This is a genomic window from Neobacillus sp. PS3-12 (genome assembly GCF_030915385.1).
GTDB lineage: Bacteria > Bacillota > Bacilli > Bacillales > Cytobacillaceae > JAEVLT01.
On record NZ_CP133268.1, the window covers coordinates 390937 to 416291 of the forward strand.

Below are 25355 nucleotides of genomic sequence, written 5' to 3' on the forward strand. Positions count from 1 at the left end.
CTAAGCTAATTCTTTTATGACCTGTTTCTTCTTGCGATACCATAAGAATAATCCAGCCCTTAATGCGTTATCTGATGCAATCGAAATCCAAACAGCTGGCAATCCAAATCCTAATTTCCATGCAAAGATATAAACGCCTAAAGTACGAATGACCCAAATACCAATAAAAGTAACAATCATAGGAAACTTACTGTCTCCCCCAGCATTTACAACTGATGTATCCACTAAAACTGAAGCTAGAAATGGTTGAGAGATCGTATCAATAAAGAGAATAACCATTAATAAATGTATGACAGTGGTATTATGTGTAAATAATTGACCGACCCATGGGCTTAAAATAGCTAATAAAACCGTTACTAACGTCATCAATACAGCCGATTGGATATAACTCCATCTTCGATATACTTTTACATCATTCATATTTCCCTCACCGATGGCTTGTCCGATTAGCGTACTTGCAGCAATAGCAAACCCACCACCGATTGTATAGGCAAAAGTTGTGATTGTACCAGCAATATTATGTGTGGCGTATGCAGCCGTCCCCATCCGGACAATTAACCCAAAATAAACAACTTGCCCTAAGCGCATAGACAATCTTTCCAAAGTTGCAGGTACGGCAAATTTGGTCATACTCCCAACTAAACTTCCAACCAGTTTAAAATCCCTTATTTTTAAAGCAATTGCTGGTATTCGTTGAGATTTAACAAACAGTCGAAGAAATCCATAGATTCTAGCCAAAATCATCGCAATGGCTGCCCCAGTTAGCCCTAATCCACCTATTGACCCTATACCAAAAATCAAAATGTAATCTAGGACGACGTGAACAGCGTTCATTTCGAGTCCAACGCCTAAAGGTGTTTTGGTATCCCCTATTGCTCGAAATGCCGAAGATTGAGCCGTATACAGTGCAATAAACGGAGTTAGCCCAAGAACCACTTGAAAGTAAATTATTGCTTTACTCTTCAGTTCCTCATTAGCACCAACCATGTTCAACAATGTTTTGGAAAAAATAACAGAAACAAACGAAAAAATCAAACCCACTATTACTGATAAAAATACACCATGAAAAATCACGGATTTACTTCGAGAAACGTCTTTTGCGCCAAACGCTCTCGATAAAAAAACAGAAAGAGTAGCTGAAAGGGCTGTAAATACCCCGACATAGGTCATACTGTATATGTTTGTTACGCCCACAGCATTAATGGCAAGCAAACCTAATCGAGCTATAAAAATGGAGTCTCCACTCCGAGTAAACTTTGTAAATAAGACTCTCCTATGGCTGGTAAAGCAATATTAAATACTTTTTTTGCTTTATCTGAAAAAAGCATTATATGTCTCCTATCATTTATCTAATAAATTTATCAATAACCGTTTCATCCGCCTCTTTAACGGCTTCAAACACACATTTTAGCATAAAATACACAAACACGTTAGGCTTTCCAAGCTCTCATTTCTTTACTATTATTTATAATTATCAGATAATATTTTCAGAAAATGATTTTTCGAAATATTCATTAGATGCTGTAACTGAAGGATGATTTCATGAAAATGATTAGAAATGTATTTACTTTGATTTTGGAATGTCTGGTTACCATTGAAGTTCTAATCTGTATCGGGGAATTGCCAACATTATTTGCCAATCTCGGTTTTCATTTTAAAGACTTTTTTCATTTAGTAGCTGATTTTACTGTGAGATTTTTTACCTTTCAGCCATTTACTTACAATGTTGTAGGAACCACTGTCCCCTTATTTCCTATTATTCTTCAAAAATATCTATATTCTATGGAAATCCTAGTTTTAGGGGTTCTCACTGCTACTACCATTGCTTTTCTTTTTACCTATTTAACGCTTCTTCTGTTTCGAAAAAGGATGGATATTATAAAAAAACTAATGGAGCTGGGGGAATCTATTCCAGATTTAATATTCATTCTTTTACTGCAAATGCTGGTGATTTTCATTTATAAAAAAACGGGGGTTAGAGTCGCCCAAGTTGTATCGCTTAATCAAAAGGTTCTACTCTTACCCATCATCAGCCTTGCCGTTCCAAACAGTTTTTATATCGCAAAAGTTATGATTCTATATATCGAGGAAGAATTCAACAAAGATTATGTAACATTAGTTAAATCAAAAGGCTTTTCGTTTTCTTATATTTTCAATATTCATGTACTGCGCAATATAGCCGAAAGGATGTTTATCACTTCAAAGACGATGATCTGGACCATGCTTTCCACTTTGGTTATTGCTGAAAAACTGTTCAATATGAACGCTTTAATAAATCTTATGTTATCAGGGACAGATACTTTTATCATCGGCTGTATGCTTATTTTCATCCCTTTTTTTATCCTCTATCGTATTTTCGAATGGGTAAGCTTTGATAACGGAAAGGATGCCAGATAAAATGATCCTCTACCTTCTGAAAAGTAAAAGATTCCTTATTGGCTTTCTATTTCTGGCTCTTATGATGGTATTTAGTTTTCTTCAGCATGGCCCGATTCATCAGATCGTGTTTCGTTCCGATGCAAAAGGAAATTTTATCGATAACTCCCCCTATCCACCATTCAGTGTGTTTATTTTTGGGTCTGATCGATTTGGGTATAGCCTTGGACAAATGATGATTCAGGGTGCCAAGTATACCATTGGCAGTATCATCGTTGTAACGTTTATTAGAATGTTAATTTCCCTTATCATTAGTACCACGATTTATACGTTAAAACCCAAATATTACAAGGTATTAAAGACGTTATTTGAACCTTTTTCGGTTGTTCCACAGACCATCATAGCGTTCTTTATTTTAGCCAGTGTTCTCTGGATGCCGATGACGGGGTTTCATACTTCTTTATGGCAAAGGGTTTTATTTGAATTTTTTATTCTTGTGCTGATCGCCATTCCGAACCTTACAATGCAACTCTCCAATGAATTGAGGATTGTCCGAAAAGAATCTTTTATTGAAGCATCGCAAACCCTGGGAGCTGGACAAACGTTTATATTCTTTAAACATATGATCCCACATCTATACGAAAAATGGATCCTTTTATTCGGTCAGCAATTTCTGCAAGTTTTGCAGCTACTAGTCCAACTCGGATATTTAGGTTTGTTTTTCGGTGGTACTATCGTGCAATATAACAGCGATGATCCTCCAAAGTCTGTCTCCAATGAGTGGTCTGGGATGATTGCCGCCAATGTTGACTTTCTTCGCTTTCACCAATGGATGCTATTGGTCCCGATGGCCTTTTTTATCCTTACTGCCATTAGTGTCTTCTTCATAAATGATTCCGTAAAGGATTATTTTCAAAAGAAAGACAGGATTAGAGAACAGCTGAAATCGGAAGTGTAGGAAATGACTGCAGGGCCCAATGTTAGGATTCGTCAAAAGAAATAACTTTATATAAGTTCGTGTTAAATGTACTGGTACTACTTTTCGTTGATTTCCACAAGTTTTCTAGGAGCAGTGGCATCATCTGTTTGGAAGGTACTATTCCATATTCATTAAAATAGATAAAGTACTTTAAATACAAATTTCCTACATATGGTAAATGGAGATCATAAAAATAGTCTCTATTTTGAGATATGGTTGCAAATGAATTTGTTTCCGTTCCAGCAATAAAACGCGTTTCCAATCCGTTGTAGATATTTGATATATAGTGAATCCTATCAATTACAATTGGATCATCTGGACCATCAGCGTTTGCGAATCGTGACTGAGTGATAGCAGTTATTGAGCTAATATCGCGAGAGTATACTGATATATGCGCATAGGCTTTATCAAAACCCTGTCTGAAAGGAATCAACTTATGGATATTTAATTCTTCCATTAAAGGGAAGCTTTGATAAGAATCAAGATATGGTGGAATGAAAACTTGACGAGATAATTTCAACTCAAACAAAGAATTTACCTTGAAGGAAGTTATATAATAACACTTGTCTGTATCATCAACAGTAAAGAATGAAGACTTTTGACCATTTTCTGCAGTTTTTACAAAATCCAAAAACCTATTTTCTTTGTCAAATGAGAAATCATTATGATTTTTAATGGTATAATCCGTTAAACATTCTGGCTTATGTACTTTTACTCCCAAATGTATGTATATTTCATCAAATTGATTGCTCATTATCATAACTCCATTTTAATTAGGAATGTATTTATGAAATAATTGAGTGACCGTTCATTTTTTTAATTTGCCCCTAACAAAGAAGAGATAAACAGCAGCAACAAAAACTGTTTAATTGCAAAAAAAAACTGCCTAATTGGCAGCATAAAATTTTTCAAAAAATAGATTGTTTTAAATTGAAGCCTTTGCTTTTGAATGATTTAAACGTTGTTGTGGAGTTTTCTTCTGGATCATTTGTGAGCTATAAATCACTATGGCAATCCAAATGCAGCCAAAGCTGATCAAATCAATTTCACTAAAACTTTCTTGGTACAAAAATAATCCTAATAAAAGAGTAATAGTGGGTGCTAAATATTGGAAAAATCCCATTATCGACAATGGTAAACGTTTTGCCGCTTCCGCAAACCATAGCAATGGTAAGGCTGTGGCAATCCCGGCGAGTAAGAGTGCAATCATTTGCCACCAAGATAGAACGAACCAAGCTTTCCCGCCATGTTGAAAAATCAACAAGTAAAGCAAGGCGAGCGGAAAGACAACAATCGTTTCAAGTGTCAAACCTGCTAGCGGTTCTGCTTTTATTTTTTTCTTTGCTAATCCATATAACCCAAATGTAATGGCCAATGATAGTGCAATCCAGGGAAATTGGCCATAGTTAATCGTAAGAATGAGAACACCGACTAGGGCAACTCCCATTGCGCCCCATTGCAATGATTTTAAACGTTCCCCCAAAAAGAACACACCCAGCAGCACACTTACCAGCGGATTGATATAATACCCAAGACTTGCTTCTATCATATGTCCATTGTTCACCGCCCAAATGTAAATGGTCCAGTTTGAAGCAATGAGGAGCGAACTAATGATAATTCTGATCCTGCTATTCCAATTGGGTACTGCTTTTTTGATCGAGTCCCATTTCTTAGAAGCGAGCACAAGTAATACAACAAAAACTACTGACCAGATAATCCGTTGCGATAGTATTTCCCAGGCACTGATTTTTGAGAAGATCTTCCAATAAATCGGCAGTAACCCCCATGCTGTGTAGGCAACAATTGCGTACCAATATCCTTGATTCATTTATTATCCTCTTTTCCATTATAGTAAGTCCAAAAGTAGCAAAAATAATGAGAATAAGGCCATTAATATAACTTTCTTAGATTGCTATCTTTTTTCTACGTCTAAAAGGCGAGCAAATCATTCTTGCTCGCCAAAATCACAAATGTTAATATAATACTCTAATGTATATATGTCAAATTAAAAATATTCATCTTATAAATAAAACTATCTTTCTATGTATAATTACAAAAAAGATAGTTTTAATGGAACAGGATATTTTCTTTTATTACTTTTTAACCGGTGTTACCACTGCAAATAAACTTTCTGCTGGATCGGATACATTGAACTCAATGATCTTATATCCATTATCCCCCTTCTTTAACTCGTTTTTACTCGTTGATTGTAATTGAATGCTTTCCATTTTTTTTACTTCCTCCCTTTCAAATACTCACAGAAAGCAATATATGATCGATTTAAAAATATGTGCATGAGATTTTTAAATATTCCTCATTATCCTGCCTTTGTAGGATTGAGTATATAAATGTTTTCCAATGAATAAAATAATGAAAACCGTGTAATTTCGAATATCGAAATATTTTTTCACCATTACTAAGCAATTAACATTGACGTATGGAAGATAAAACGGGTACCATAGGAAAATATGAATATACAAAGAAAGGCGAGGGAAAATTGGATACACCAAGTGGAAAAAAACGACTACAACTTGCTTTACTTTTAGGATCTCTTGGACTTTTAGGACCTTTTACAATCGATACCTATTTACCATCCTTTCCTACGATTGTAAAAGATTTTCATACTACTGCTTCACTCGTACAAATTAGTTTAACTGCATGTTTATTGGGACTGGGGTCAGGGCAATTATTTATTGGGCCCTTGAGTGATGTCAAAGGCCGTCGGAAACCTTTGCTAATTTTTCTTGTCTTGTACTTCTTAGCTTCTGCAACCTGCTCGTTTGCACCTAATATCTACTTCCTTATTGTGGCTCGTTTTGTACAGGGCTTTTCTGCAGCAGGCGGTCTTGTGATCTCCAGAGCTGTCGTCCGAGACCTTTTTAGCGGGAAGGAACTGACTAAGTTTTTTACATTAATGGTGTTAGTGGGTAACCTCGGCCCAATTGTGGCACCAGTCGCCGGAGGAGCGATACTTGCTTTTACCAATTGGCATGGCGTTTTTGTTGCATTGGCTTGTGTTGGTATGGTCTTAATCTTTATTGTTTCTTTAAAATTAACAGAAACTTTGCCAGTGGAAAAAAGAATACCCAGTAACTTGCCCCAACTCGTAAACAACTTTGGTTCATTATTTAAAGATCGGCAATTCATGGGATTCGCACTCACTCAAGGATTTACCACTGCTGGAATCTTTGCCTATGTATCTGGAATTCCTTTTGTCTATCAAAATATTTACGGTGTCACACCTCAACAGTTCAGTCTCTTGTTTGGGGTGAATGGCTTAGGTTTAATTATTGGAAGTCAATCGGTTGGGCGCTTTACAGACATCATTTCGGAGCGGACGTTTTTAAAGATCGGGATTGGAATGGCAAACTTGGCGGGTGCAGGTTTATTAATCGCTTTACTTTTAAAAGCGCCGCTTATCGCTGTTGCCATCCCAGTGTTCTTTTTTGTTTCCTCCATCAGTATCATTGGAACGACCTCTTTTGCATTAGCCATTCAGTCGCAAGGACATATTGCAGGCAGTGCCTCTGCATTATTGGGCTTACTGCCATTTGTACTTGGCTCCCTAACCGCACCGCTTGTCGGAATCGCTGGTGCGTACACAGGCATTCCAATGGGTGTCATCATCTTTTGCGCAAGCTTTCTGGCCTTCCTTTCCTATTTCGTGTTAGTCCGAAAAGCTTCGTTTAAAAACCAAAGTTCGCAATCGCTGGAACATGCACATAAGTTATAGTTGATGACTACAGCTAAAAATGTTAAAAAGTAGTCCTATGGGCTACTTTTTATTTACCTATAATAATTTTTAAAGACTATAGCGATCGTTGCAAAAGCAATGTTTGCCAAATTCCATTCACCTCCGTTGATTAAACTGTATAAACGATATAATTTTGCCCGCCTTACAATTACTTTGTGAAGGATTGTACTTCAAAAAAATGAGTGCCAAATTCATATACAATTTGGCACCCACTTTTTACATTTTTAATGTTTACGATAGGTAACGATACATCTCCCGTACCTAGTTGTATGTGGCTAACACAAAACTTACTCCAATCAAACTATTTGATTTCAATCGAATTTTGGGTCTGTACCTTGAAGTACTCTCCTTTTCCCATTAGGATATGACCTGATTCATTTGGTTTATTATCAATCGTTAAATATACTTTATCGACTTGATAATATTGACCAATTGTATTGACTACGCTTTGAAGAATCATCGCCTCATATCCCGCACCTGCATTCATCTCTTTCATAAAAGCTTGATTCAAATCTATATACACCTTACCATCCCGATTTAAATATAAGCTGTTAATCTCGGTATTTTTTGAAAAAACAGCACCTAATTGATTATTAACAGGTTTTTTGTACGCCTCCGCAATAACTTTTCTAGTAATCTCATTTGTATAAAAACTGATTGGCATCCTTTTATAATAAATTTTTTTGTCATTTATATTTGGGTAAAAAAAGTTGATGTTTTGGACCAATGGAACATTTTCCTCGATTTTGGTCAGCGTGGAGGTTATTTGGGTTTCCCCGAAAACAAAAACGGATTTCACTAAACCAACATTTTTGGCATAATAATCAATGGTTTTGTCTTTGGAACTCTCTGTTGTGACCTCGAGTGCCTTATAATTACCAGTTGGTGTTGTAACTTCAGCCGCAGTATCGGTAATTGTTCTCTTACCTCCATCATTCAATTTCCAGGTTGTACCTTTTATTAATGGTTCCATTAGGAGCACTTCTATTTTTTCACTCTTTTGATTCAGTAAATTTTCTCGATAGTAGGCTTCCCCTCTTGTATATACTTTGGTAAGTTTACCTCCACTAAGTTCCATTACATTAACCTTGGTGGTACCGCCATTATTCATTCTTTGTTGGACTTTTTGTCCAGAAATGTAATCATTGTAAAGATCATAGGAAGCAAATTCGTTTCCTGCTCCTTCATATATATAATGCACATTTTTCTTCAATGGATAATACTCTTCAATTGTTCCCAAATTCGCTTTCGGTTCTGTATTTTCCTTATTCCCGCTGCTGTTTTGAGTATTGTTGGAACTATTTTCGCTTTTGCTGTTATTGTTTACTGTCTTGTTGTCTGTACTGTTGTTTCCCGTGTTAGTTTTCCCACTATTGACCCCGCAGCCCGCAAGATTTCCAATAAGAATAACGGCGACAAAGAAGGCGATAATCTTTTTCATCTTCATATCCCCCTTTTCTTTAACAATACCATGATTTTCTATATTTAAAAATGAGAATTTTTCGAATTAACTCCCAGTTTAGATAGAATTGTTTTGCACTATTTTAGGAGAGCTTTGCACGAAATCAGACAAGGTTTGCACGATTTTTCAGAAGGTATGAATGTACTTAAGCCGACTTTGCATGTTTTGCCAGTTTCTGTATTCAAAAACTCTCTTTGGGACACTATAAAGGTGAATTTAGTAAAAGGAGAATCATCTTATGAGCGACCATACTGAAAAACAAAAAAACATGCCCCAGACAAATGGTGATGGAGATAATTGCAGTCTATCCCAGAAACAAGCACGCATGGAAATGAAAAAGGAAGATGAGAGAAAGCAGATTAGCAAAATGATGGAAAAATTATAAATCGAAAATAATTTGATCCGAGGGTAGAAGCAGCATGATTATGTAAAATTTATAGGGGGAAATACATTGGACACGATAACATTTGTCTTATTTGGAGCATCTGGGGATCTTGCAAAAAGAAAAATTTTCCCTGCTTTGTACCATCTTAACATGGACAAGAAGCTTCCAAAGCCAATTTCCATTATTGGTCTTGCCATTGAGGAATGGACTGATCATGATTTTCAAGAGAAAGTAAAAGAATCGATTAACACCTTTGCACAACCAAAGGAAAACAACGAGAAAGAATTGGAAGAATTCCTGGATGCATTCCGTTACTGCAAACTTGATGCAAAACAGCCCGATGATTTCAAAAAATTGCTGGAACGAGTGAAACAAAGAGAACAAGAGCTGAAAATCGAAGAAAATCGCCTTTTTTATCTCTCAGTAGCCCCCGATTTTTTTGAAATCATTGCTTTGAATATTAAAGAAAGTGGTCTTGCCGATACAAAAGGCTGGAAACGTTTGATGATTGAAAAACCGTTTGGTCATGATCTGAACTCCGCCCGTGAACTTAACCAAACATTAAGCAAGGGTTTTGAAGAAGAAGAAATATATAGGATTGATCACTTCCTCGGAAAGCCGATGATCCAGAACCTTGAAGCCTTAGAATTTGCCAATCCGATCCTTCAGTCTACCTGGAATAATGAGCATGTTGCGAATGTCCAAATCACTGCCAGTGAAACCGTAGGGGTTGAGAAAAGAGCCGGATATTATGATCACACCGGAGCAATCAGGGATATGATTCAAAATCATATCCTGCAAATGGTCATGCTAACCGCAATGCGCATCCCTCAATGTGTTACAGGTCCAGAAATCCGGGTGAAAAGCGCAAGGTTATCGAAGCTGTTCGGCGGCTGAAAAAAGAAGAGGTGAAAAACGAAATCATCCGCGGCCAGTATATCTCAGGTGAGCTGGATGGAAAGTCGGTTGTTGCTTATAAAGAGGAGCCTGGAGTAGACCCTTCCTCCAACACCGATACGTTTGTTGCTGCCCGTTTATGGATCGATAATTCTGCTTGGAAGGGTGTACCTTTCTATATTCGAACAGGTAAGCGATTGAAGGAAAAATTAACCAGGATTGTGATCGAATATAAAAATCCTTTAGAAAAACATTTTGAAGCAGAGGAAAAGGAGGATCTAGCTCCTAATTTATTGATCATTGATGTTAGTCCAGGTGAAGAAGTATCCTTGCAATTAAACAGTAAAAACCCATTAAAAGATGGAAAAATCGAGCCCGTACGGATTCATTATTCGACCAAAGATAAAAGTGTTCCTGAGGCATATGAATGGCTCATTTATGATGCGATCATCGGAGACACTACGTTTTTTGCTCATTGGCTTGTTGTGGAATCATCATGGAAATGGGTTCAGCCGTTACTAGACGCTTTTGAGGAGAATCTGCTCCCCCTCCATGAATATAAGTCTGGCACTTGGGGCCCTGAAGCAGTTGATGCCCTCTTAAAAGAGAATGGGTTTCAATGGTGGATGGATGAAACCCATTCATAATACTTTTGTGGCAGAGAATTTTGAAAAGCGGGCAAAACCGCCGGTCCTTTTTTGTTTATCCGATCATCCATTCTTTATTTCTGAAAGGCACTCCAAACGTTTCTGACAAAATATTGTTTGCCTTCCCTCTTGTTCATTTTCTTCATAAAAAAGAATTTTCCAATCTTCAAATTCAGATAATAGTTCCTGCGGCCTCAGCTTATATTGGTTTGAAATCTTTTGATCGTTTTGTGGGGATTGAAAGTACGTTTCCATAAAAAAATAGCCATTTTCCGCTATGATTCTTTTAACAGTCGAAAACAGTTCTCGGTCCAAATAATAAGTAATCACCACTAAGTTAAAAGAATCGCTTGGCCACTGAAGCTTGTTTAGATCAGCAAGGTCACATTTTTGCGGATCGATTGAAAGCTTACGTTTTACCGTTTGATCCTGGATATAGGCGATCGCAATATCTGAAATATCAACTGCCTGTACTTGGTAGTTCTTTTTTGCAAGGAAAAAACTATTCCCCCCAAGTCCGCAAGCAATATCGAGTGCCCTGCCTCCATTAAGATACAAAGACAGGCCCTCCAACCTTCGATTTGCCGTAGGTCCCTTTTTCTTCTCCAATTGTTCTTTATGTTTTGAGTTCCATTTCGTTCTCGTGTCCATTTGAAAACTCCTTGTTTTTTGAATGATTTACAATCAATCCAACATATTTCTAAGTAAAATTATACCAGTTCACGGCAGCTTCATAAAAATCTATCAAGTTTTTAAAACACATTCAACCCTAAAAGAGCCGATTACGAAATCGTAATCAGCTCCCCTTCAAAACTATTTTTCATAAATGATCGTTAGTTTGATTGATGTCCCTCATTTTGTCTCCTAAAATATTTTTTCATTGACTTAACGAGGTACCCACCCTTAAATTTTCTAGGTTCATAAGAAATGATAAAGGCTTTAGGTTCATATTCTTCGATTATGCTCATTACTTCATTTTCTCGATTTCGTTTTGTTAAAATTTCTAATTGATATCGTTTACTATCACGGCCCTTCCCTTCAAAGACCGTCACACCAAAACCTTTATTTCGTAAGACAACAATAAGCTCTTCGTTTAGATCTAACAGATTAACTGCCAAAGAAACGAATCCAATGGCCAATTTATTTTCAATTCGCGATCCAATGTACAATCCTACCCCAAAACCAACAGCATAAACGATCATGCCAGCGATTGTTTGATGCCCCGAAAAAACCAGGGAGAGACCAAAAACATAAACTAAAGCTTCTAAAACACCAAACGATGAGGCTGCCACACTCATATTTTTTACTAAAAAGATTGTGCGAAGCGTCAAAATAGGAACATAGATTAATTGAAGTACAAATATCAAAATAATGCTTGTCATAATAAACTCCTTTAATATCTTTCATTATTCAATAACCTACTCATTTTAACATGTTCATAGTTTATCAAAAAGCACTAATCGATTAATTTTTTTTAACAAAAAAAGTACCCAGTCATCAGACAGGTACTATAAAATTCATATTTTTAGTATCTTTAAATAGGATACTTGGACCGATCCTGAAATTAAATATGAAAGAACTGATTGATTCTTTCCATTTTCAAAAGATTTCCAATGTAAAAAGATCCGAATATGCCATAAACAGCACTAACTTCATCAAATCTTGTTGCATAGATTAACTTTTTAAATTGTAAGGCATCATCACAGAATAATGACACGCCCCATTCATAGTCATCGAAACCGACTGAACCAGTAATGATTCGTTTCACTTGCTCTGTATAAGGTCTGCCAGTGTCAATATGCTCAAACATTAATCTTTTTCGTTCTTCCTTAGGAAGCATAAACCAGTTTCTTTTTTCACCGCGAAGTTTGCTCATAGGGTAAAAACATACGTATTCATTCTTTGGAATAACAGGGAAAAGTTTGGCTTTCATCACTGGATCTTCATGTGGATTTACAGGCATTGAAGAGTAGCTGCTTTTTTCAATGACTGACACGTATGAATAAGCTGGTTTTGTAAAATCCGCCAAAATGGTTTTATTAAATTCAGTTTCAACTTCATTAAGATCTTTCATCGTTGGTCGTAAAATCATTAATAAAAGATCTGCTTTTTGGCCAACCACTGTATAGACTGTATGACTTCCGTTATGTTGATTCTCAATCTGATCCCACTTGTTTATTAGGTTTTTGAATTCAAAAAGGGCTTTTTCGCGTACTGCTGCTGAAGCTGATTTCCATTTAGCCCAATCAATCATCCGAAAGTCGTGTAAACAATACCATCCTTCAACTGTTTGCATTTCTTGATTCATTATCCTCACTCCAAAACAAAGATTCCGATTTTAAATAGAATTTATCTCTTCTTCAATGATAATGATTTTCATTATGGTTCGTTGTGATATATATCACATAAATAATATTTTCATTTTTTTCATTGGCATGAATAATCATCATACAATAGACAGTTTAATTGGGTGAAAAGGGGGAAAGTGTATGCATAATATCAAAACAATAGGTGATCAATTTGCCCATATATTAAATGGAAAAGCTCAAATGAAGCATAATGGCATTTCTGTTTCTTTACGTCGCAGTTTTAATGTATCCATTCACGGCCGGCCAAGTCAAACTGTCTTACCTGTTGGGATTTCCTTTGAATCACTTGATACACATGGTAATGCCTTAAACCTTGGAGAAATTACATTACTGGAAGAAGAAATACCAAAATTCACAAAATTGATTATTGAGCAAGGATTAATTGTAGGAGCGCTGCACAATCATTGGATATACACACAACCCAGTCTCATGTATATCCATATTCAGTCAGTTGAGCCACCATTAGCTTTTGCTAGAAAAATTGCCTATGCATTTACGGCACTAAGCAGTTATCCAATTCCAGAAAACAACTGAAAAAATAATAATAGCATTTTATCGCTGAACAAGGGGGATGCGGATATATGACCAAAGTTACGGATAAATCGGGATGTTCGGAAAAAGGTTTTAAGTTTACGGATATATGAAGAAATGTTCGGATATAATTGCAAAGTTTTCGGATATATCGGGATGTTCGGAAAAAGGTTTTAAGTTTGCGGATATATGAAGAAATGTTCGGATATAATTGCAAAGTTTACGGATATATTGGGATGTTCGGAAAAAGGTTATAAGTTTGCGGATATATTGGGATGTTCGGATATAATTGCAAAAGTTACGGATATATTGGGATGTTCGGAAAAAGGTTTTAAGTTTGCGGATATATGAAGAAATGTTCGGATATAATTGAAAGTTTTTACGGATATATTAGGATGTTCGGAAAAAGGTTTTAAGTTTGCGAATATATGAAGAAATGTTCGGATATAATTGTAAAGTTTACGGATATATTGGAATGTTCAGAAATATGTTTTAAGTTTGCGGATATATGAAGAAATGTTCGGATATAATTGCAAAGTTTACGGATATATTGGGATGTTCGGAAAAAGGTTTTAAGTTTGCGGATATATGAAGAAATGTTCGGATATAATTGCAAAGTTTACGGATATATTAGGATGTTCGGAAAAAGGTTTTAAGTTTGCGGATATATGAAGAAATGTTCGGATATAATTGCAAAGTTTTTACGGATATATTAGGATGTTCGGAAAAAGGTTTTAAGTTTGCTAATATATGAAGAAATGTTCGGATATAAATGCAAAGTTTACGGATATATTGGAATGTTCAGAAATAGGTTTTAAGTTTGCGGATATATGAAGAAATGTTCGGATATAATTGCAAAGTTTACGGATAAAATATCGTATCAAGCAATTATAGGCCGTTATGCGAAATTCTATCTTATTATAAAAAAAAGACAACCTACATCAGGTTGTCTTTTTTTGCCTGGCAACGTCCTACTCTCACAGGGACTTGCGTCCCAACTACCATCGGCGCAAAGAAGCTTAACTTCCGTGTTCGGTATGGGAACGGGTGTGACCTTCTTGCCATAATTGCCAGACTATAAAATTTGAGGTTCATTCCCTCAAAACTAGATAATCAGAAGAAGTGTAAAGAATGAATAATCATTTTTGGTTAAGTCCTCGATCGATTAGTATCAGTCAGCTCCACACGTCACCGCGCTTCCACCTCTGACCTATCAACCTGATCATCTTTCAGGGATCTTACTAGCTTGACGCTATGGGAAATCTCATCTCGAGGGGGGCTTCATGCTTAGATGCTTTCAGCACTTATCCCGTCCGCACATAGCTACCCAGCGATGCCTTTGGCAAGACAACTGGTACACCAGCGGTGCGTCCATCCCGGTCCTCTCGTACTAAGGACAGCTCCTCTCAAATTTCCTGCGCCCACGACGGATAGGGACCGAACTGTCTCACGACGTTCTGAACCCAGCTCGCGTACCGCTTTAATGGGCGAACAGCCCAACCCTTGGGACCGACTACAGCCCCAGGATGCGATGAGCCGACATCGAGGTGCCAAACCTCCCCGTCGATGTGGACTCTTGGGGGAGATAAGCCTGTTATCCCCAGGGTAGCTTTTATCCGTTGAGCGATGGCCCTTCCATGCGGAACCACCGGATCACTAAGCCCGACTTTCGTCCCTGCTCGACTTGTAGGTCTCGCAGTCAAGCTCCCTTGTGCCTTTACACTCTGCGAATGATTTCCAACCATTCTGAGGGAACCTTTGGGCGCCTCCGTTACTCTTTAGGAGGCGACCGCCCCAGTCAAACTGCCCACCTGACACTGTCTCCCACCCCGATAAGGGGTGCGGGTTAGAATTTCAATACAGCCAGGGTAGTATCCCACCAACGCCTCCACGTAAGCTGGCGCTCACGTATCAAAGGCTCCTACCTATCCTGTACAAGCTGTACCAAAATTCAATATCAGGCTACAGTAAAGCTCCATGGGGTCTTTCCGTCCTGTCGCGGGTAACCTGCATCTTCACAGGTACTATAATTTCACCGAGTCTCTCGTTGAGACAGTGTCCAGATCGTTACGCCTTTCGTGCGGGTCGGAACTTACCCGACAAGGAATTTCGCTACCTTAGGACCGTTATAGTTACGGCCGCCGTTTACTGGGGCTTCGATTCAGAGCTTCGCTTTTAGCTAACCCCTCCTCTTAACCTTCCAGCACCGGGCAGGCGTCAGCCCCTATACTTCGCCTTGCGGCTTCGCAGAGACCTGTGTTTTTGCTAAACAGTCGCCTGGACCTATTCACTGCGGCTCTTCAGGGCGATTAACCCCAAAGAGCACCCCTTCTCCCGAAGTTACGGGGTCATTTTGCCGAGTTCCTTAACGAGAGTTCTCTCGCTCACCTTAGGATTCTCTCCTCGCCTACCTGTGTCGGTTTGCGGTACGGGCACCTTTTATCTCGCTAGAGGCTTTTCTTGGCAGTGTGGAATCAGGAACTTCGGTACTCTATTTCCCTCGGCATCACAGCTCAGCCTTCACGGTGAACGGATTTTCCTATTCACCAGCCTAACTGCTTACACGCACATATCCAGCAGTGCGCTTACCCTATCCTCCTGCGTCCCCCCGTTGCTCAAACGATAAAGAGGTGGTACAGGAATATCAACCTGTTATCCATCGCCTACGCCTTTCGGCCTCGGCTTAGGTCCCGACTAACCCTGAGCGGACGAGCCTTCCTCAGGAAACCTTAGGCATTCGGTGGATGAGATTCTCACTCATCTTTCGCTACTCATACCGGCATTCTCACTTCTAAGCGCTCCACCAGTCCTTACGGTCTAGCTTCAACGCCCTTAGAACGCTCTCCTACCGCGGACACCTAATGGTGTCCACCCACAGCTTCGGTGATACGTTTAGCCCCGGTACATTTTCGGCGCAGAGTCACTCGACCAGTGAGCTATTACGCACTCTTTAAATGGTGGCTGCTTCTAAGCCAACATCCTGGTTGTCTAAGCAACTCCACATCCTTTTCCACTTAACGTATACTTTGGGACCTTAGCTGGTGGTCTGGGCTGTTTCCCTTTTGACTACGGATCTTATCACTCGCAGTCTGACTCCCACGGATAAGTCTTTGGCATTCGGAGTTTGTCTGAATTCGGTAACCCGATGAGGGCCCCTAGTCCAAACAGTGCTCTACCTCCAAGACTCTTACAACGTGAGGCTAGCCCTAAAGCTATTTCGGAGAGAACCAGCTATCTCCAAGTTCGATTGGAATTTCTCCGCTACCCACACCTCATCCGCGCACTTTTCAACGTGCGTCGGTTCGGGCCTCCAGTAGGTGTTACCCTACCTTCACCCTGGACATGGGTAGATCACCTGGTTTCGGGTCTACGACCACATACTAAAATCGCCCTATTCAGACTCGCTTTCGCTGCGGCTCCGTTTCATCAACTTAACCTTGCATGGGATCGTAACTCGCCGGTTCATTCTACAAAAGGCACGCCATTACGCAAAAACGCGCTTTGACTACTTGTAGGCACACGGTTTCAGGAACTGTTTCACTCCCCTTCCGGGTGCTTTTCACCTTTCCCTCACGGTACTGGTTCACTATCGGTCACTAGGGAGTATTTAGCCTTGGGAGATGGTCCTCCCAGCTTCCGACCGGATTTCACGTGTCCGGCCGTACTCAGGATCCACTCAGGAGGGAACGAAGTTTCAACTACAGGGTTTTTACCTTCTATGACGGACCTTTCCAGATCGCTTCATTTACCCCGTTCCTTTGTAACTCCATGTAGAGTGTCCTACAACCCCGAAAGGCAAGCCTTTCGGTTTGGGCTGTTCCCATTTCGCTCGCCGCTACTTAGGGAATCGCAATTGCTTTCTCTTCCTCCGGGTACTTAGATGTTTCAGTTCCCCGGGTCTGCCTTCATTATCCTATGTATTCAGATAAAGATACTGCTCCATTACGAGCAGTGGGTTCCCCCATTCGGAAATCTCCGGATCAAAGCTTACTTACAGCTCCCCGAAGCATATCGGTGTTAGTACCGTCCTTCATCGGCTCCTAGTGCCAAGGCATCCACCGTGCGCCCTTTCTAACTTAACCTAAAAGGTTTTTTCTTCTTAATTAAATAAGAGAGAAAACTAAAATGGCGATTACTCGGTTCTTTCTTGACTTCTTCTTATACGATTATCTAGTTTTCAAGGAACAAGGTTTTGAGAGATTGTTCTCTCAAAACTAAACAAACAAAATCCGTCGAACAATCTGTGATGTCCGTTAGGACATTTTCCTTAGAAAGGAGGTGATCCAGCCGCACCTTCCGATACGGCTACCTTGTTACGACTTCACCCCAATCATCTGTCCCACCTTAGGCGGCTGGCTCCTTACGGTTACCCCACCGACTTCGGGTGTTACAAACTCTCGTGGTGTGACGGGCGGTGTGTACAAGGCCCGGGAACGTATTCACCGCGGCATGCTGATCCGCGATTACTAGCGATTCCGGCTTCATGTAGGCGAGTTGCAGCCTACAATCCGAACTGAGAATGGTTTTATGGGATTGGCTCCACCTCGCGGCTTCGCTGCCCTTTGTACCATCCATTGTAGCACGTGTGTAGCCCAGGTCATAAGGGGCATGATGATTTGACGTCATCCCCACCTTCCTCCGGTTTGTCACCGGCAGTCACCTTAGAGTGCCCAACTAAATGCTGGCAACTAAGATCAAGGGTTGCGCTCGTTGCGGGACTTAACCCAACATCTCACGACACGAGCTGACGACAACCATGCACCACCTGTCACTCTGTCCCCGCAAAGGGGAAAGTCCTATCTCTAGGAGTGTCAGAGGATGTCAAGACCTGGTAAGGTTCTTCGCGTTGCTTCGAATTAAACCACATGCTCCACCGCTTGTGCGGGCCCCCGTCAATTCCTTTGAGTTTCAGCCTTGCGGCCGTACTCCCCAGGCGGAGTGCTTAATGCGTTAGCTGCAGCACTAAAGGGCGGAAACCCTCTAACACTTAGCACTCATCGTTTACGGCGTGGACTACCAGGGTATCTAATCCTGTTTGCTCCCCACGCTTTCGCGCCTCAGCGTCAGTTACAGACCAGAAAGCCGCCTTCGCCACTGGTGTTCCTCCACATCTCTACGCATTTCACCGCTACACGTGGAATTCCGCTTTCCTCTTCTGCACTCAAGTCCCCCAGTTTCCAATGACCCTCCACGGTTGAGCCGTGGGCTTTCACATCAGACTTAAAGGACCGCCTGCGCGCGCTTTACGCCCAATAATTCCGGACAACGCTTGCCACCTACGTATTACCGCGGCTGCTGGCACGTAGTTAGCCGTGGCTTTCTGGTTAGGTACCGTCAAGGTACCGGCAGTTACTCCAATACTTGTTCTTCCCTAACAACAGAGTTTTACGACCCGAAGGCCTTCATCACTCACGCGGCGTTGCTCCGTCAGACTTTCGTCCATTGCGGAAGATTCCCTACTGCTGCCTCCCGTAGGAGTCTGGGCCGTGTCTCAGTCCCAGTGTGGCCGATCACCCTCTCAGGTCGGCTACGCATCGTCGCCTTGGTGAGCCGTTACCTCACCAACTAGCTAATGCGCCGCGGGCCCATCTGTAAGTGTCAGCCGAAACCGACTTTCAGCTTCACCTCATGAGAGGTGAAGAATTATCCGGTATTAGCACCGACTTCCGGTGTTATCCCAGTCTTACAGGCAGGTTGCCCACGTGTTACTCACCCGTCCGCCGCTAACCATCAGGAGCAAGCTCCTAACGACTCGCTCGACTTGCATGTATTAGGCACGCCGCCAGCGTTCGTCCTGAGCCAGGATCAAACTCTCCATTAAAGAGTATGAGTTAGCTCATAAATGTTACGTTGGCTAGTGAATACTAGATTCACTATATTTTTATTGTTGACGTTTTTGTTTGTTTAGTTTTCAAAGAACAAGTATTTGTCTTCAGCGACATTAATTATCTTATCACACAAATTCGTTATTGTCAACTTCTACGAAAAATATTTGGTTTTTAATATTTTCGTAAGCTGTTAACGAATCAGCTTTATTACTATAACATCCATTATACCACTAGGCAACAGGAAGTTTTTTCCTGCTCAAAAAGCTCTACTGTCAATCGGAAAATTGAGCGCCTTCCCTATGATCTTTTGCAAAATCTTTCAGAGGACATTTTCCGTAAGATTGACAACCATTACACTGAAAAAAATCCTAATACTTCGCCATTGGGTCCATTATCTATTGTGGATTCCATTCAGGTTGCTCTTCCTTCAAAAGCTAGCGAATGGGCTTATTGCTCAAAGGACAGTAACACGATCAAGATTCATACAAAATTGGCCTGTATTAACGACAAAATTACCTCCCCAAAAAAAGTACAACAGCAATCTATTTTAATTGAGGGTTCAGATGGAGTTACAGTAATCTAAGTAGAAATTCAATTTGAAGCAGTTATTCAAGCTGCTCTTCAACTTTTAGAAAAATTGGCTAGTAAGAGATGGCTCCTTGCAAGGAGCCTTTTTTACATTCTACTTAACATCAGCTGCAATTGGTTCAAATCCAACATTAGCGGATATTCTTATCCAACTAGCATACTTATGGAATTGAATTTTTTTTTGTGAAAAAATGAAATGTTAATACAGTTTTTAGAAGTTTACGAAGTTAATAATATTGTAAAAATCAATTCAGTTCTAATGAGGAAATATGGTATAGAATAAGGTAACTCAAAAAAAATACTATTGTTTAAAAGGGGGATTTGAAAATGGAGAAGAGATTCGTAGTGATTATCCATTTAATTATATTTGGATTCATTATAGGCGGTACAGTCCATTTCAGGAGTAACGATGAAGCAATATCACTTGTAACCATTTTCTTCACAGGGATTTTGGCATTACAAAACATCATTCATAAAATGTTTGATACACACAAAGGACGGACCTCAAATAAATAATAAAAAACTGCCAAAATCAGTTGTGAATTCTACTTGTTCATTGTCAACCATTTGGCAGCCTTGTTCCTAAGGTTATTTAACCAATTTTAAAATCGTTTTAAAATGTGGATGTTCTGCTGTTTGCAGTAACTCATATAAAATCATTTCAGTACTTGTTGGCAAGATACCAAGCGCCTGCATTTTAGCCAGCCCGATTTCTCTATTTGCCTTTGTTCGAGAAGAGACTGCATCGGCAACGACCTCTACCTCAAGTCCCTGCTCCTGTAGCTGCCTGGCAGTTTGATATACACAAATATGGTTTTCAACACCTGTTAGGATAAATTGTGTACGCCCGCTTTCTTTAACTGCCTTTTTAAACGCCTCATCATTAAAAGCACTAAATGCCTTTTTGGCGATCGGCTTACCATCCATATGCTGGGAAATTTCCAGTGTTGTTCCGCCTAACAGACTTGGAATTTGTTCCAGCCATAAAATTGGTATGTTCAACGCCTTCATCGCTTGTACAAGCTTTGACGCATTTTGAATCACTGTTTCACTCTCATCCACAATTTGCGCAAGCTTCCCCTGTACATCTATCACAACAAGACAAGCTCTCTCTACTGTAAACATCTAAACACTCCTTTTTTACGATCCTGAATCTTTCCTAAAATAACATAATATAATCGTCATTAGAAAGTGTCTTTAAGAATTTTTTTCGTCTACTTGGCTAACTTATTTAACAGGGAAGTACCAAAACAAAGGCTAACCCTTAGCGGACGAGCCTTTCTCAGGAAACCTTAGGCATTCGGTGGATGAGATTCTCACACATCTTTCGTTACTCATACCGGCATTCGCACTTCTAAGCGCTCCACTAAACATTTGATCAAACTCTTCATCACAATGGAGGGTTCATAAAAATTGTAAAAGAAATATCGGAGAAGTTACGAGTAATTTGTCGGTTCCGAGTAAAATTCAACAAGGTCCCCTCTCGATAATCCTTTCGTATACTCAATAATTCTACCTGAAGGATCATGTGTTGTACCTTCGATTAATAGACAAGGGCTTTCACCTTTTATATTGAGCAATTGACTTTCCCTCTGGTCAGAAAAAGAAATTCTCATTCGCTGCTTTTGTTTGACTAGTTTTATATCATATAGATCTTTTAATACTTGATACAATGAAATATTATCCCCCATATGGTTTTCGATTCCTAAACAATACTTATAAGGGAGGATACTCAGTTCGATGGCAACCGAAATTCCATCAACAATTCGAAGTCTCTTTAAATAAAATATTTCTTCGCCAGATGAAATCTCCAACGTTTTTGCCATAAAGTCATTAGCCCGGTCTCTCTTCATGTCAATTGTTTTCGTAGTGGGAGTCAGCCCTTTATCCAACATACCTTTTGTAAAACTGTTAACCGAAATAAAGTTATATCGAATCCTTTGGTTGGTAACAAATGTGCCAACCCTTTCCTTGCGCTCAACAAACCCTTCCTTTTCCAAGACAGAAATGGCATGCCTTGCTGTCATTCTGCTGATTTTAAAAAACTCAGCCAATTCCCGTTCGGAAGGAAGTTTATCCCCATGCTTTAATGTACCATTATTTATATCTTCAATAATCTTATCTTTGATTTGCATATAATATGGGGTTTCCTCTTCTACTTCTTTCATAATAAAAGCTCCTAACATCTAGTATCCTTTTTATAAGGATATCTCATTTTCTAACAATCCGCCCATATTTTTACTCAAATTTAACATCACTTAAAAAGTACTCTTCATTCAAAACATTAGATTCCTCATAGCATTACAGATTCATCTTTTTTCAATCCATATCCAAAAGCACCATAATATTCACATACCTTCGCTGCCGTTTCTGCAGCCAGCCTCATCGCTTCCCGAATATTATGATATTGATGAAATTGAGTTAAAAACATCGCAATAAACGAATCTCCCGCCCCTAGCGTGTCAATCACATTTGCTTCATGGATTGATTGCTCAAATACCTTTCCATTGGCCAAAAATAATGCCCCGTCTCCCCCTCTTGTCATACCGACAAATGGAGTTCCAAGATTACCAATATAATGCATGAAATCGATGCATTCTGACTTAGAAAGGTCGCTTCCAGAAAAAAACGCATATTGAAGATACGGGCAAACCGTTCGGATATACTCTTCATCACGGCGTGAAGAGAAATCGAAGGAAATCGGAACCCTTTCTGACAATACTGGCAATTCCTTTTCAATTCGGCTATAAACGCTCGTATGCATTAAGTCATGGGTGGCAATGAAGAGCAAATCATCTTCAGTAAAGTTTAACTTAAACTGAGATTGGACTCCTCCTTTATTCGAGCCGACAAAGACACGGTCACCTTCTTCATTTAGGGTGACCACTGATTCCCAATTTGGTCCATATGCCCTTCTAATCCTTGAAATATCGATGTTTTCTGCTTCCAAACTGTTTAAAACCAAGTCACCCGCCTCATCATCGCCAATAATTCCCATGTATGAACTTCTTTCCACTCCATTTCGTTTCGAAAAAACAGCTACATTTAATGCGTTTCCTCCGGGAAAAATTTCCCCGCGATCTTTATAGAAATCGACAACATTATCGCCAACACCAATTAACTTCATCATATACCCCCACATTAGTTTTTAAATTTAACCCCCTTCAAAATGAAGGGGGTTAAATACATCTCATTACACGGCATTTCTTGATAGCGTGTTTAAGAACTTATTGACTCGTTCATTTTTATTGCTCGTATGGAAAAATTGTTGCGGCGTGGCATCCTGAACAATTACTCCCTGATCAATGAAAATGATTCGATCCCCTACCTCACGGGCGAATCCCATTTCATGTGTAACAACAACCATCGTCATTCCCTCAAGCGCAAGGTTTTTCATAACGACGAGGACTTCACCTACAAGCTCTGGATCCAAAGCAGAAGTCGGTTCATCAAAAAGAAGCATCTTTGGTTTCATAGCCAAGGCTCTAGCAATCGCGATCCGCTGCTGCTGCCCTCCTGAAAGAGAGTGTGGATAGACGTTGATTTTATCTAGTAATCCTACTTTTTCCAACAGGACCTTTGCCTCTTGAATCGCTGTTTCTTTTTTTATTTTCCTAACATGAATAGGTCCTTCAATGATATTTTCAAGAACGGTTTTATGGGCGAACAAATGAAACCCTTGAAAAACCATGCCAATTTCAGTCCGGAATTTACTTAGTTCTTTTTCAGAATACGGTTGTTTTTTTCCATTGTGTTCTTTAAATAAAACCGATTTGCCTTCCAAGCAAATATCTCCGCCTGTTGGATACTCCAGGGCATTGATCATTCTTAAAAGGGTGCTTTTTCCGCTGCCGCTCGGACCGATAATCACGACCACTTCGCCCTTTTTAACGGATAAATCTACTCCTTTAATGACCTCCTTCCCAGAGAAGGATTTTTTAATGTTGGCTAGCTGTAGCATTCCGTTTACCACCCCGCTTTTCCAAATAATCCACCAGGATTGCAAGTGGATAATGCAAAATCCAGTAAATAATCGCTACCATCGTAAAGATCAGTAAATTCTGATAGGTAGATGCAGCCAGCAAATTCCCTTGATGCATGACCTCAGCTACTGTAATGACAGCAGCCAACGATGAGTTTTTGATTAAGATGATCGCCGAATTCCCGATGGCTGGCAGAACATTGCTAAATGCTTGCGGAAGTATGATCCGCCTCATCGCCAGTGAGTAGTCCATTCCAACAGCCTTCGCCGCTTCCATCTGACCCTTTGGTACAGCTTGGATTCCAGCGCGGAAGGTTTCTGCCAAATAACCGCCCTCGTTAAAAGAAAGGGCAATAATCGCTGCCTGAAAAGCTGTAAGTGTAACGCCAAAGGAAGGAAAGACAAAGTAAACATACATCATTTGAACCAATAATGGGGTTCCTCTAACCAAACTAATATAGATATTACATACCTTATTGATAGCCTTATTTTTTGATAACCTGCCTAAAGCCACGGCTAAACCAATGACTAATGATAGAATAAGAGAGATGATGGTTAGTTCGATCGTAATAACTGTCCCTTGGAGTAAGTTGGGAGTAAACTCGATAATACTTTTCCAAATCGTATTCATTCTAAATCCTCCTTCAATCACTTGAAATTCCAATCTACTCCCCATTTTTTATAAATCTTTTTAATCGTTCCATCCTTTTTCGCAGCTGCGATCGCTTTGTTCAACTTTTCTACTATAGCTGTATTTTTCTTGGCAACCCCAATTCCAATCTTGCCGGCAAGGGAAGGAACATAGTCATCGACAACACGGAAGTTGGCACCAGGATTCTTGCTTTTTAAATAAGTGAAAGTAGGTGAATCAGCAATCGCCGCATCTAAACGCTTGTTTTCAATATCTTTTAATAGGTCTGCAGTTGTTTGATAGGTTTTGATGTTTAAATTAAGTGATTTGTTTTTTTGATCAAGCATATCCTTATAGGATGTTCCGATTTGAACCCCAACGGTTTTTCCCTTTAAATCCTCTAGAGATTTTGTCGTCTTATCTCCCGGCTGAACAATTAAGCCTTCACCATAACCGAAGACAGGATCGGTAAAGTTAATTACCTTTTGTCTTTCTGGCGTGATATACATACCATCCACAATCACATCCGCTTTTCCTGATTGAAGCGAAGGAATAAGAGCATCCCACTCGGCTGTCTGCATGTCGACTTTCAGATTTGCCCTTTTTGCCAAATCATTGATAATGTCATACATAAAGCCCTCGTATTTGTTCGTTTGAGGATTGACGATCCCAAAAGGAGCACCCCCTGCTGTCGTGACGACGCGAATGGTTTCAGTCCCTTTGGAAGCATCACCGGTGCCGGATGCTGTTTTGTTGGACTGACCACAAGCAGTTAAAGCGACTAAAAACGTACAAATCAAACCAATTAAAAGACCTTTTTTCATTTTACTTTCCTCCATTTTGGTTTTTTGTAAGATAGTTGGATCATGGGTAAGCGTTTTCATATTTTTTACCAGAATATAATGGCAGTCCATTCATTCTCTTTT

Annotated in this window: 20 protein-coding genes, 3 rRNA genes and 1 pseudogene; 7 read left to right on the forward strand and 17 right to left on the reverse strand. The window is 39.6% G+C overall.

Annotated elements, in window-relative coordinates:
* A complete protein-coding gene (locus tag RCG17_RS02070) occupies positions 1–1233 on the reverse strand; it encodes an MATE family efflux transporter (protein ID WP_308175748.1) in 1233 nt (410 codons plus the stop codon).
* A gap of 309 nt (positions 1234–1542) precedes the next feature.
* Here RCG17_RS02070 and RCG17_RS02075 point away from each other — a divergent pair, with 309 nt between their 5' ends.
* Complete coding sequence (locus tag RCG17_RS02075) at positions 1543–2397, forward strand: ABC transporter permease subunit (RefSeq protein WP_308173632.1); 855 nt, start codon at positions 1543–1545, stop codon at positions 2395–2397.
* A gap of 1 nt (position 2398) precedes the next feature.
* Positions 2399–3334 carry an ABC transporter permease subunit gene (locus tag RCG17_RS02080; protein WP_308173633.1) on the forward strand — a complete coding sequence of 312 codons (936 nt, stop codon included), beginning with the start codon at positions 2399–2401 and terminating at the stop codon, positions 3332–3334.
* A 22-nt stretch (positions 3335–3356) separates the two neighbouring features.
* On the opposite strand, the gene RCG17_RS02085 is transcribed toward RCG17_RS02080, so the two are convergent.
* The 3 genes from RCG17_RS02085 to RCG17_RS02095 all read right to left on the reverse strand — a co-directional run bounded on the left by RCG17_RS02085 (position 3357) and on the right by RCG17_RS02095 (position 5583).
* A complete protein-coding gene (locus tag RCG17_RS02085) occupies positions 3357–4109 on the reverse strand; it encodes a hypothetical protein (RefSeq protein ID WP_308173634.1) in 753 nt (250 codons plus the stop codon).
* Positions 4110–4280: 171 nt separating this feature from the next.
* A complete protein-coding gene (rarD, locus tag RCG17_RS02090; RefSeq protein ID WP_308173635.1) occupies positions 4281–5183 on the reverse strand; it encodes an EamA family transporter RarD in 903 nt (300 codons plus the stop codon).
* A gap of 265 nt (positions 5184–5448) precedes the next feature.
* A complete protein-coding gene (locus tag RCG17_RS02095) occupies positions 5449–5583 on the reverse strand; it encodes a hypothetical protein (RefSeq protein ID WP_308173636.1) in 135 nt (44 codons plus the stop codon).
* Between the two features lie 269 nt (positions 5584–5852).
* On the opposite strand from RCG17_RS02095, the gene RCG17_RS02100 reads away from it, so the two are divergent.
* Positions 5853–7088, forward strand: a complete 1236-nt coding sequence (locus tag RCG17_RS02100; RefSeq protein ID WP_308173637.1) for a multidrug effflux MFS transporter — start codon at positions 5853–5855, stop codon at positions 7086–7088.
* Between the two features lie 322 nt (positions 7089–7410).
* On the opposite strand, the gene RCG17_RS02105 is transcribed toward RCG17_RS02100, so the two are convergent.
* A complete protein-coding gene (locus tag RCG17_RS02105) occupies positions 7411–8550 on the reverse strand; it encodes a GerMN domain-containing protein (RefSeq protein WP_308173638.1) in 1140 nt (379 codons plus the stop codon).
* Between the two features lie 259 nt (positions 8551–8809).
* Between RCG17_RS02105 and RCG17_RS02110 the strand changes: the two genes are divergently transcribed.
* Positions 8810–8956: a hypothetical protein gene (locus RCG17_RS02110; RefSeq protein WP_308173639.1), complete on the forward strand. Its 147-nt coding sequence runs from the start codon at positions 8810–8812 to the stop codon at positions 8954–8956.
* Positions 8957–9022: 66 nt separating this feature from the next.
* Positions 9023–10500 (forward strand): annotated as a pseudogene (gene zwf, locus RCG17_RS02115) (glucose-6-phosphate dehydrogenase).
* A 63-nt stretch (positions 10501–10563) separates the two neighbouring features.
* Here the strand turns inward: zwf and RCG17_RS02120 are convergent.
* The 3 genes from RCG17_RS02120 to hemQ form a co-directional block, all read right to left on the reverse strand.
* Positions 10564–11151 (reverse strand): class I SAM-dependent methyltransferase, encoded by a 588-nt coding sequence (locus RCG17_RS02120; RefSeq protein WP_308173640.1) that lies wholly within the window; start codon positions 11149–11151, stop codon positions 10564–10566.
* Between the two features lie 182 nt (positions 11152–11333).
* Entirely contained in the window at positions 11334–11882 is a 549-nt protein-coding gene (locus RCG17_RS02125; protein ID WP_308173641.1) for a DUF2179 domain-containing protein, read from the reverse strand.
* A 182-nt stretch (positions 11883–12064) separates the two neighbouring features.
* Entirely contained in the window at positions 12065–12808 is a 744-nt protein-coding gene (gene hemQ, locus RCG17_RS02130; RefSeq protein ID WP_308173642.1) for a hydrogen peroxide-dependent heme synthase, read from the reverse strand.
* A gap of 181 nt (positions 12809–12989) precedes the next feature.
* Between hemQ and RCG17_RS02135 the strand changes: the two genes are divergently transcribed.
* Positions 12990–13403, forward strand: coding sequence for a DUF1259 domain-containing protein (locus RCG17_RS02135; RefSeq protein ID WP_308173643.1), 414 nt, complete (start codon positions 12990–12992; stop codon positions 13401–13403).
* A 955-nt stretch (positions 13404–14358) separates the two neighbouring features.
* Here RCG17_RS02135 and rrf read toward each other — a convergent pair.
* From rrf to RCG17_RS02150, 3 genes are all read right to left on the reverse strand, one after another.
* Positions 14359–14475 (reverse strand): 5S ribosomal RNA (rrf, locus tag RCG17_RS02140).
* A gap of 70 nt (positions 14476–14545) precedes the next feature.
* A 23S ribosomal RNA gene (locus RCG17_RS02145) occupies positions 14546–17482 on the reverse strand.
* Positions 17483–17671: 189 nt separating this feature from the next.
* Positions 17672–19221, reverse strand: a 16S ribosomal RNA gene (locus RCG17_RS02150).
* Together the 16S, 23S and 5S rRNA genes form the textbook arrangement of a ribosomal RNA operon.
* A 922-nt stretch (positions 19222–20143) precedes the next feature.
* Between RCG17_RS02150 and RCG17_RS02155 the strand changes: the two genes are divergently transcribed.
* A complete protein-coding gene (locus tag RCG17_RS02155; protein WP_308173644.1) occupies positions 20144–20332 on the forward strand; it encodes a hypothetical protein in 189 nt (62 codons plus the stop codon).
* A gap of 72 nt (positions 20333–20404) precedes the next feature.
* On the opposite strand, the gene RCG17_RS02160 is transcribed toward RCG17_RS02155, so the two are convergent.
* From RCG17_RS02160 to RCG17_RS02185, 6 genes are all read right to left on the reverse strand, one after another.
* Positions 20405–20941, reverse strand: a complete 537-nt coding sequence (locus RCG17_RS02160) for an isochorismatase family protein (protein WP_308173645.1) — start codon at positions 20939–20941, stop codon at positions 20405–20407.
* Positions 20942–21252: 311 nt separating this feature from the next.
* Positions 21253–21984, reverse strand: a complete 732-nt coding sequence (locus RCG17_RS02165) for a GntR family transcriptional regulator (protein WP_308173646.1) — start codon at positions 21982–21984, stop codon at positions 21253–21255.
* A 125-nt stretch (positions 21985–22109) separates the two neighbouring features.
* Positions 22110–22943 (reverse strand): PfkB family carbohydrate kinase, encoded by an 834-nt coding sequence (locus tag RCG17_RS02170; RefSeq protein ID WP_308175749.1) that lies wholly within the window; start codon positions 22941–22943, stop codon positions 22110–22112.
* A gap of 66 nt (positions 22944–23009) precedes the next feature.
* On the reverse strand, positions 23010–23777 hold the full coding sequence (locus tag RCG17_RS02175; protein WP_308173647.1) for an amino acid ABC transporter ATP-binding protein: 768 nt from the start codon (positions 23775–23777) through the stop codon (positions 23010–23012).
* Positions 23755–24429 carry an amino acid ABC transporter permease gene (locus tag RCG17_RS02180; RefSeq protein ID WP_308173648.1) on the reverse strand — a complete coding sequence of 225 codons (675 nt, stop codon included), beginning with the start codon at positions 24427–24429 and terminating at the stop codon, positions 23755–23757. The genes RCG17_RS02175 and RCG17_RS02180 overlap by 23 nt, the downstream gene beginning before the upstream one ends.
* Positions 24430–24446: 17 nt before the next feature.
* Positions 24447–25253 carry a substrate-binding periplasmic protein gene (locus tag RCG17_RS02185; protein ID WP_308173649.1) on the reverse strand — a complete coding sequence of 269 codons (807 nt, stop codon included), beginning with the start codon at positions 25251–25253 and terminating at the stop codon, positions 24447–24449.
* Positions 25254–25355 lie beyond the last annotated feature (102 nt).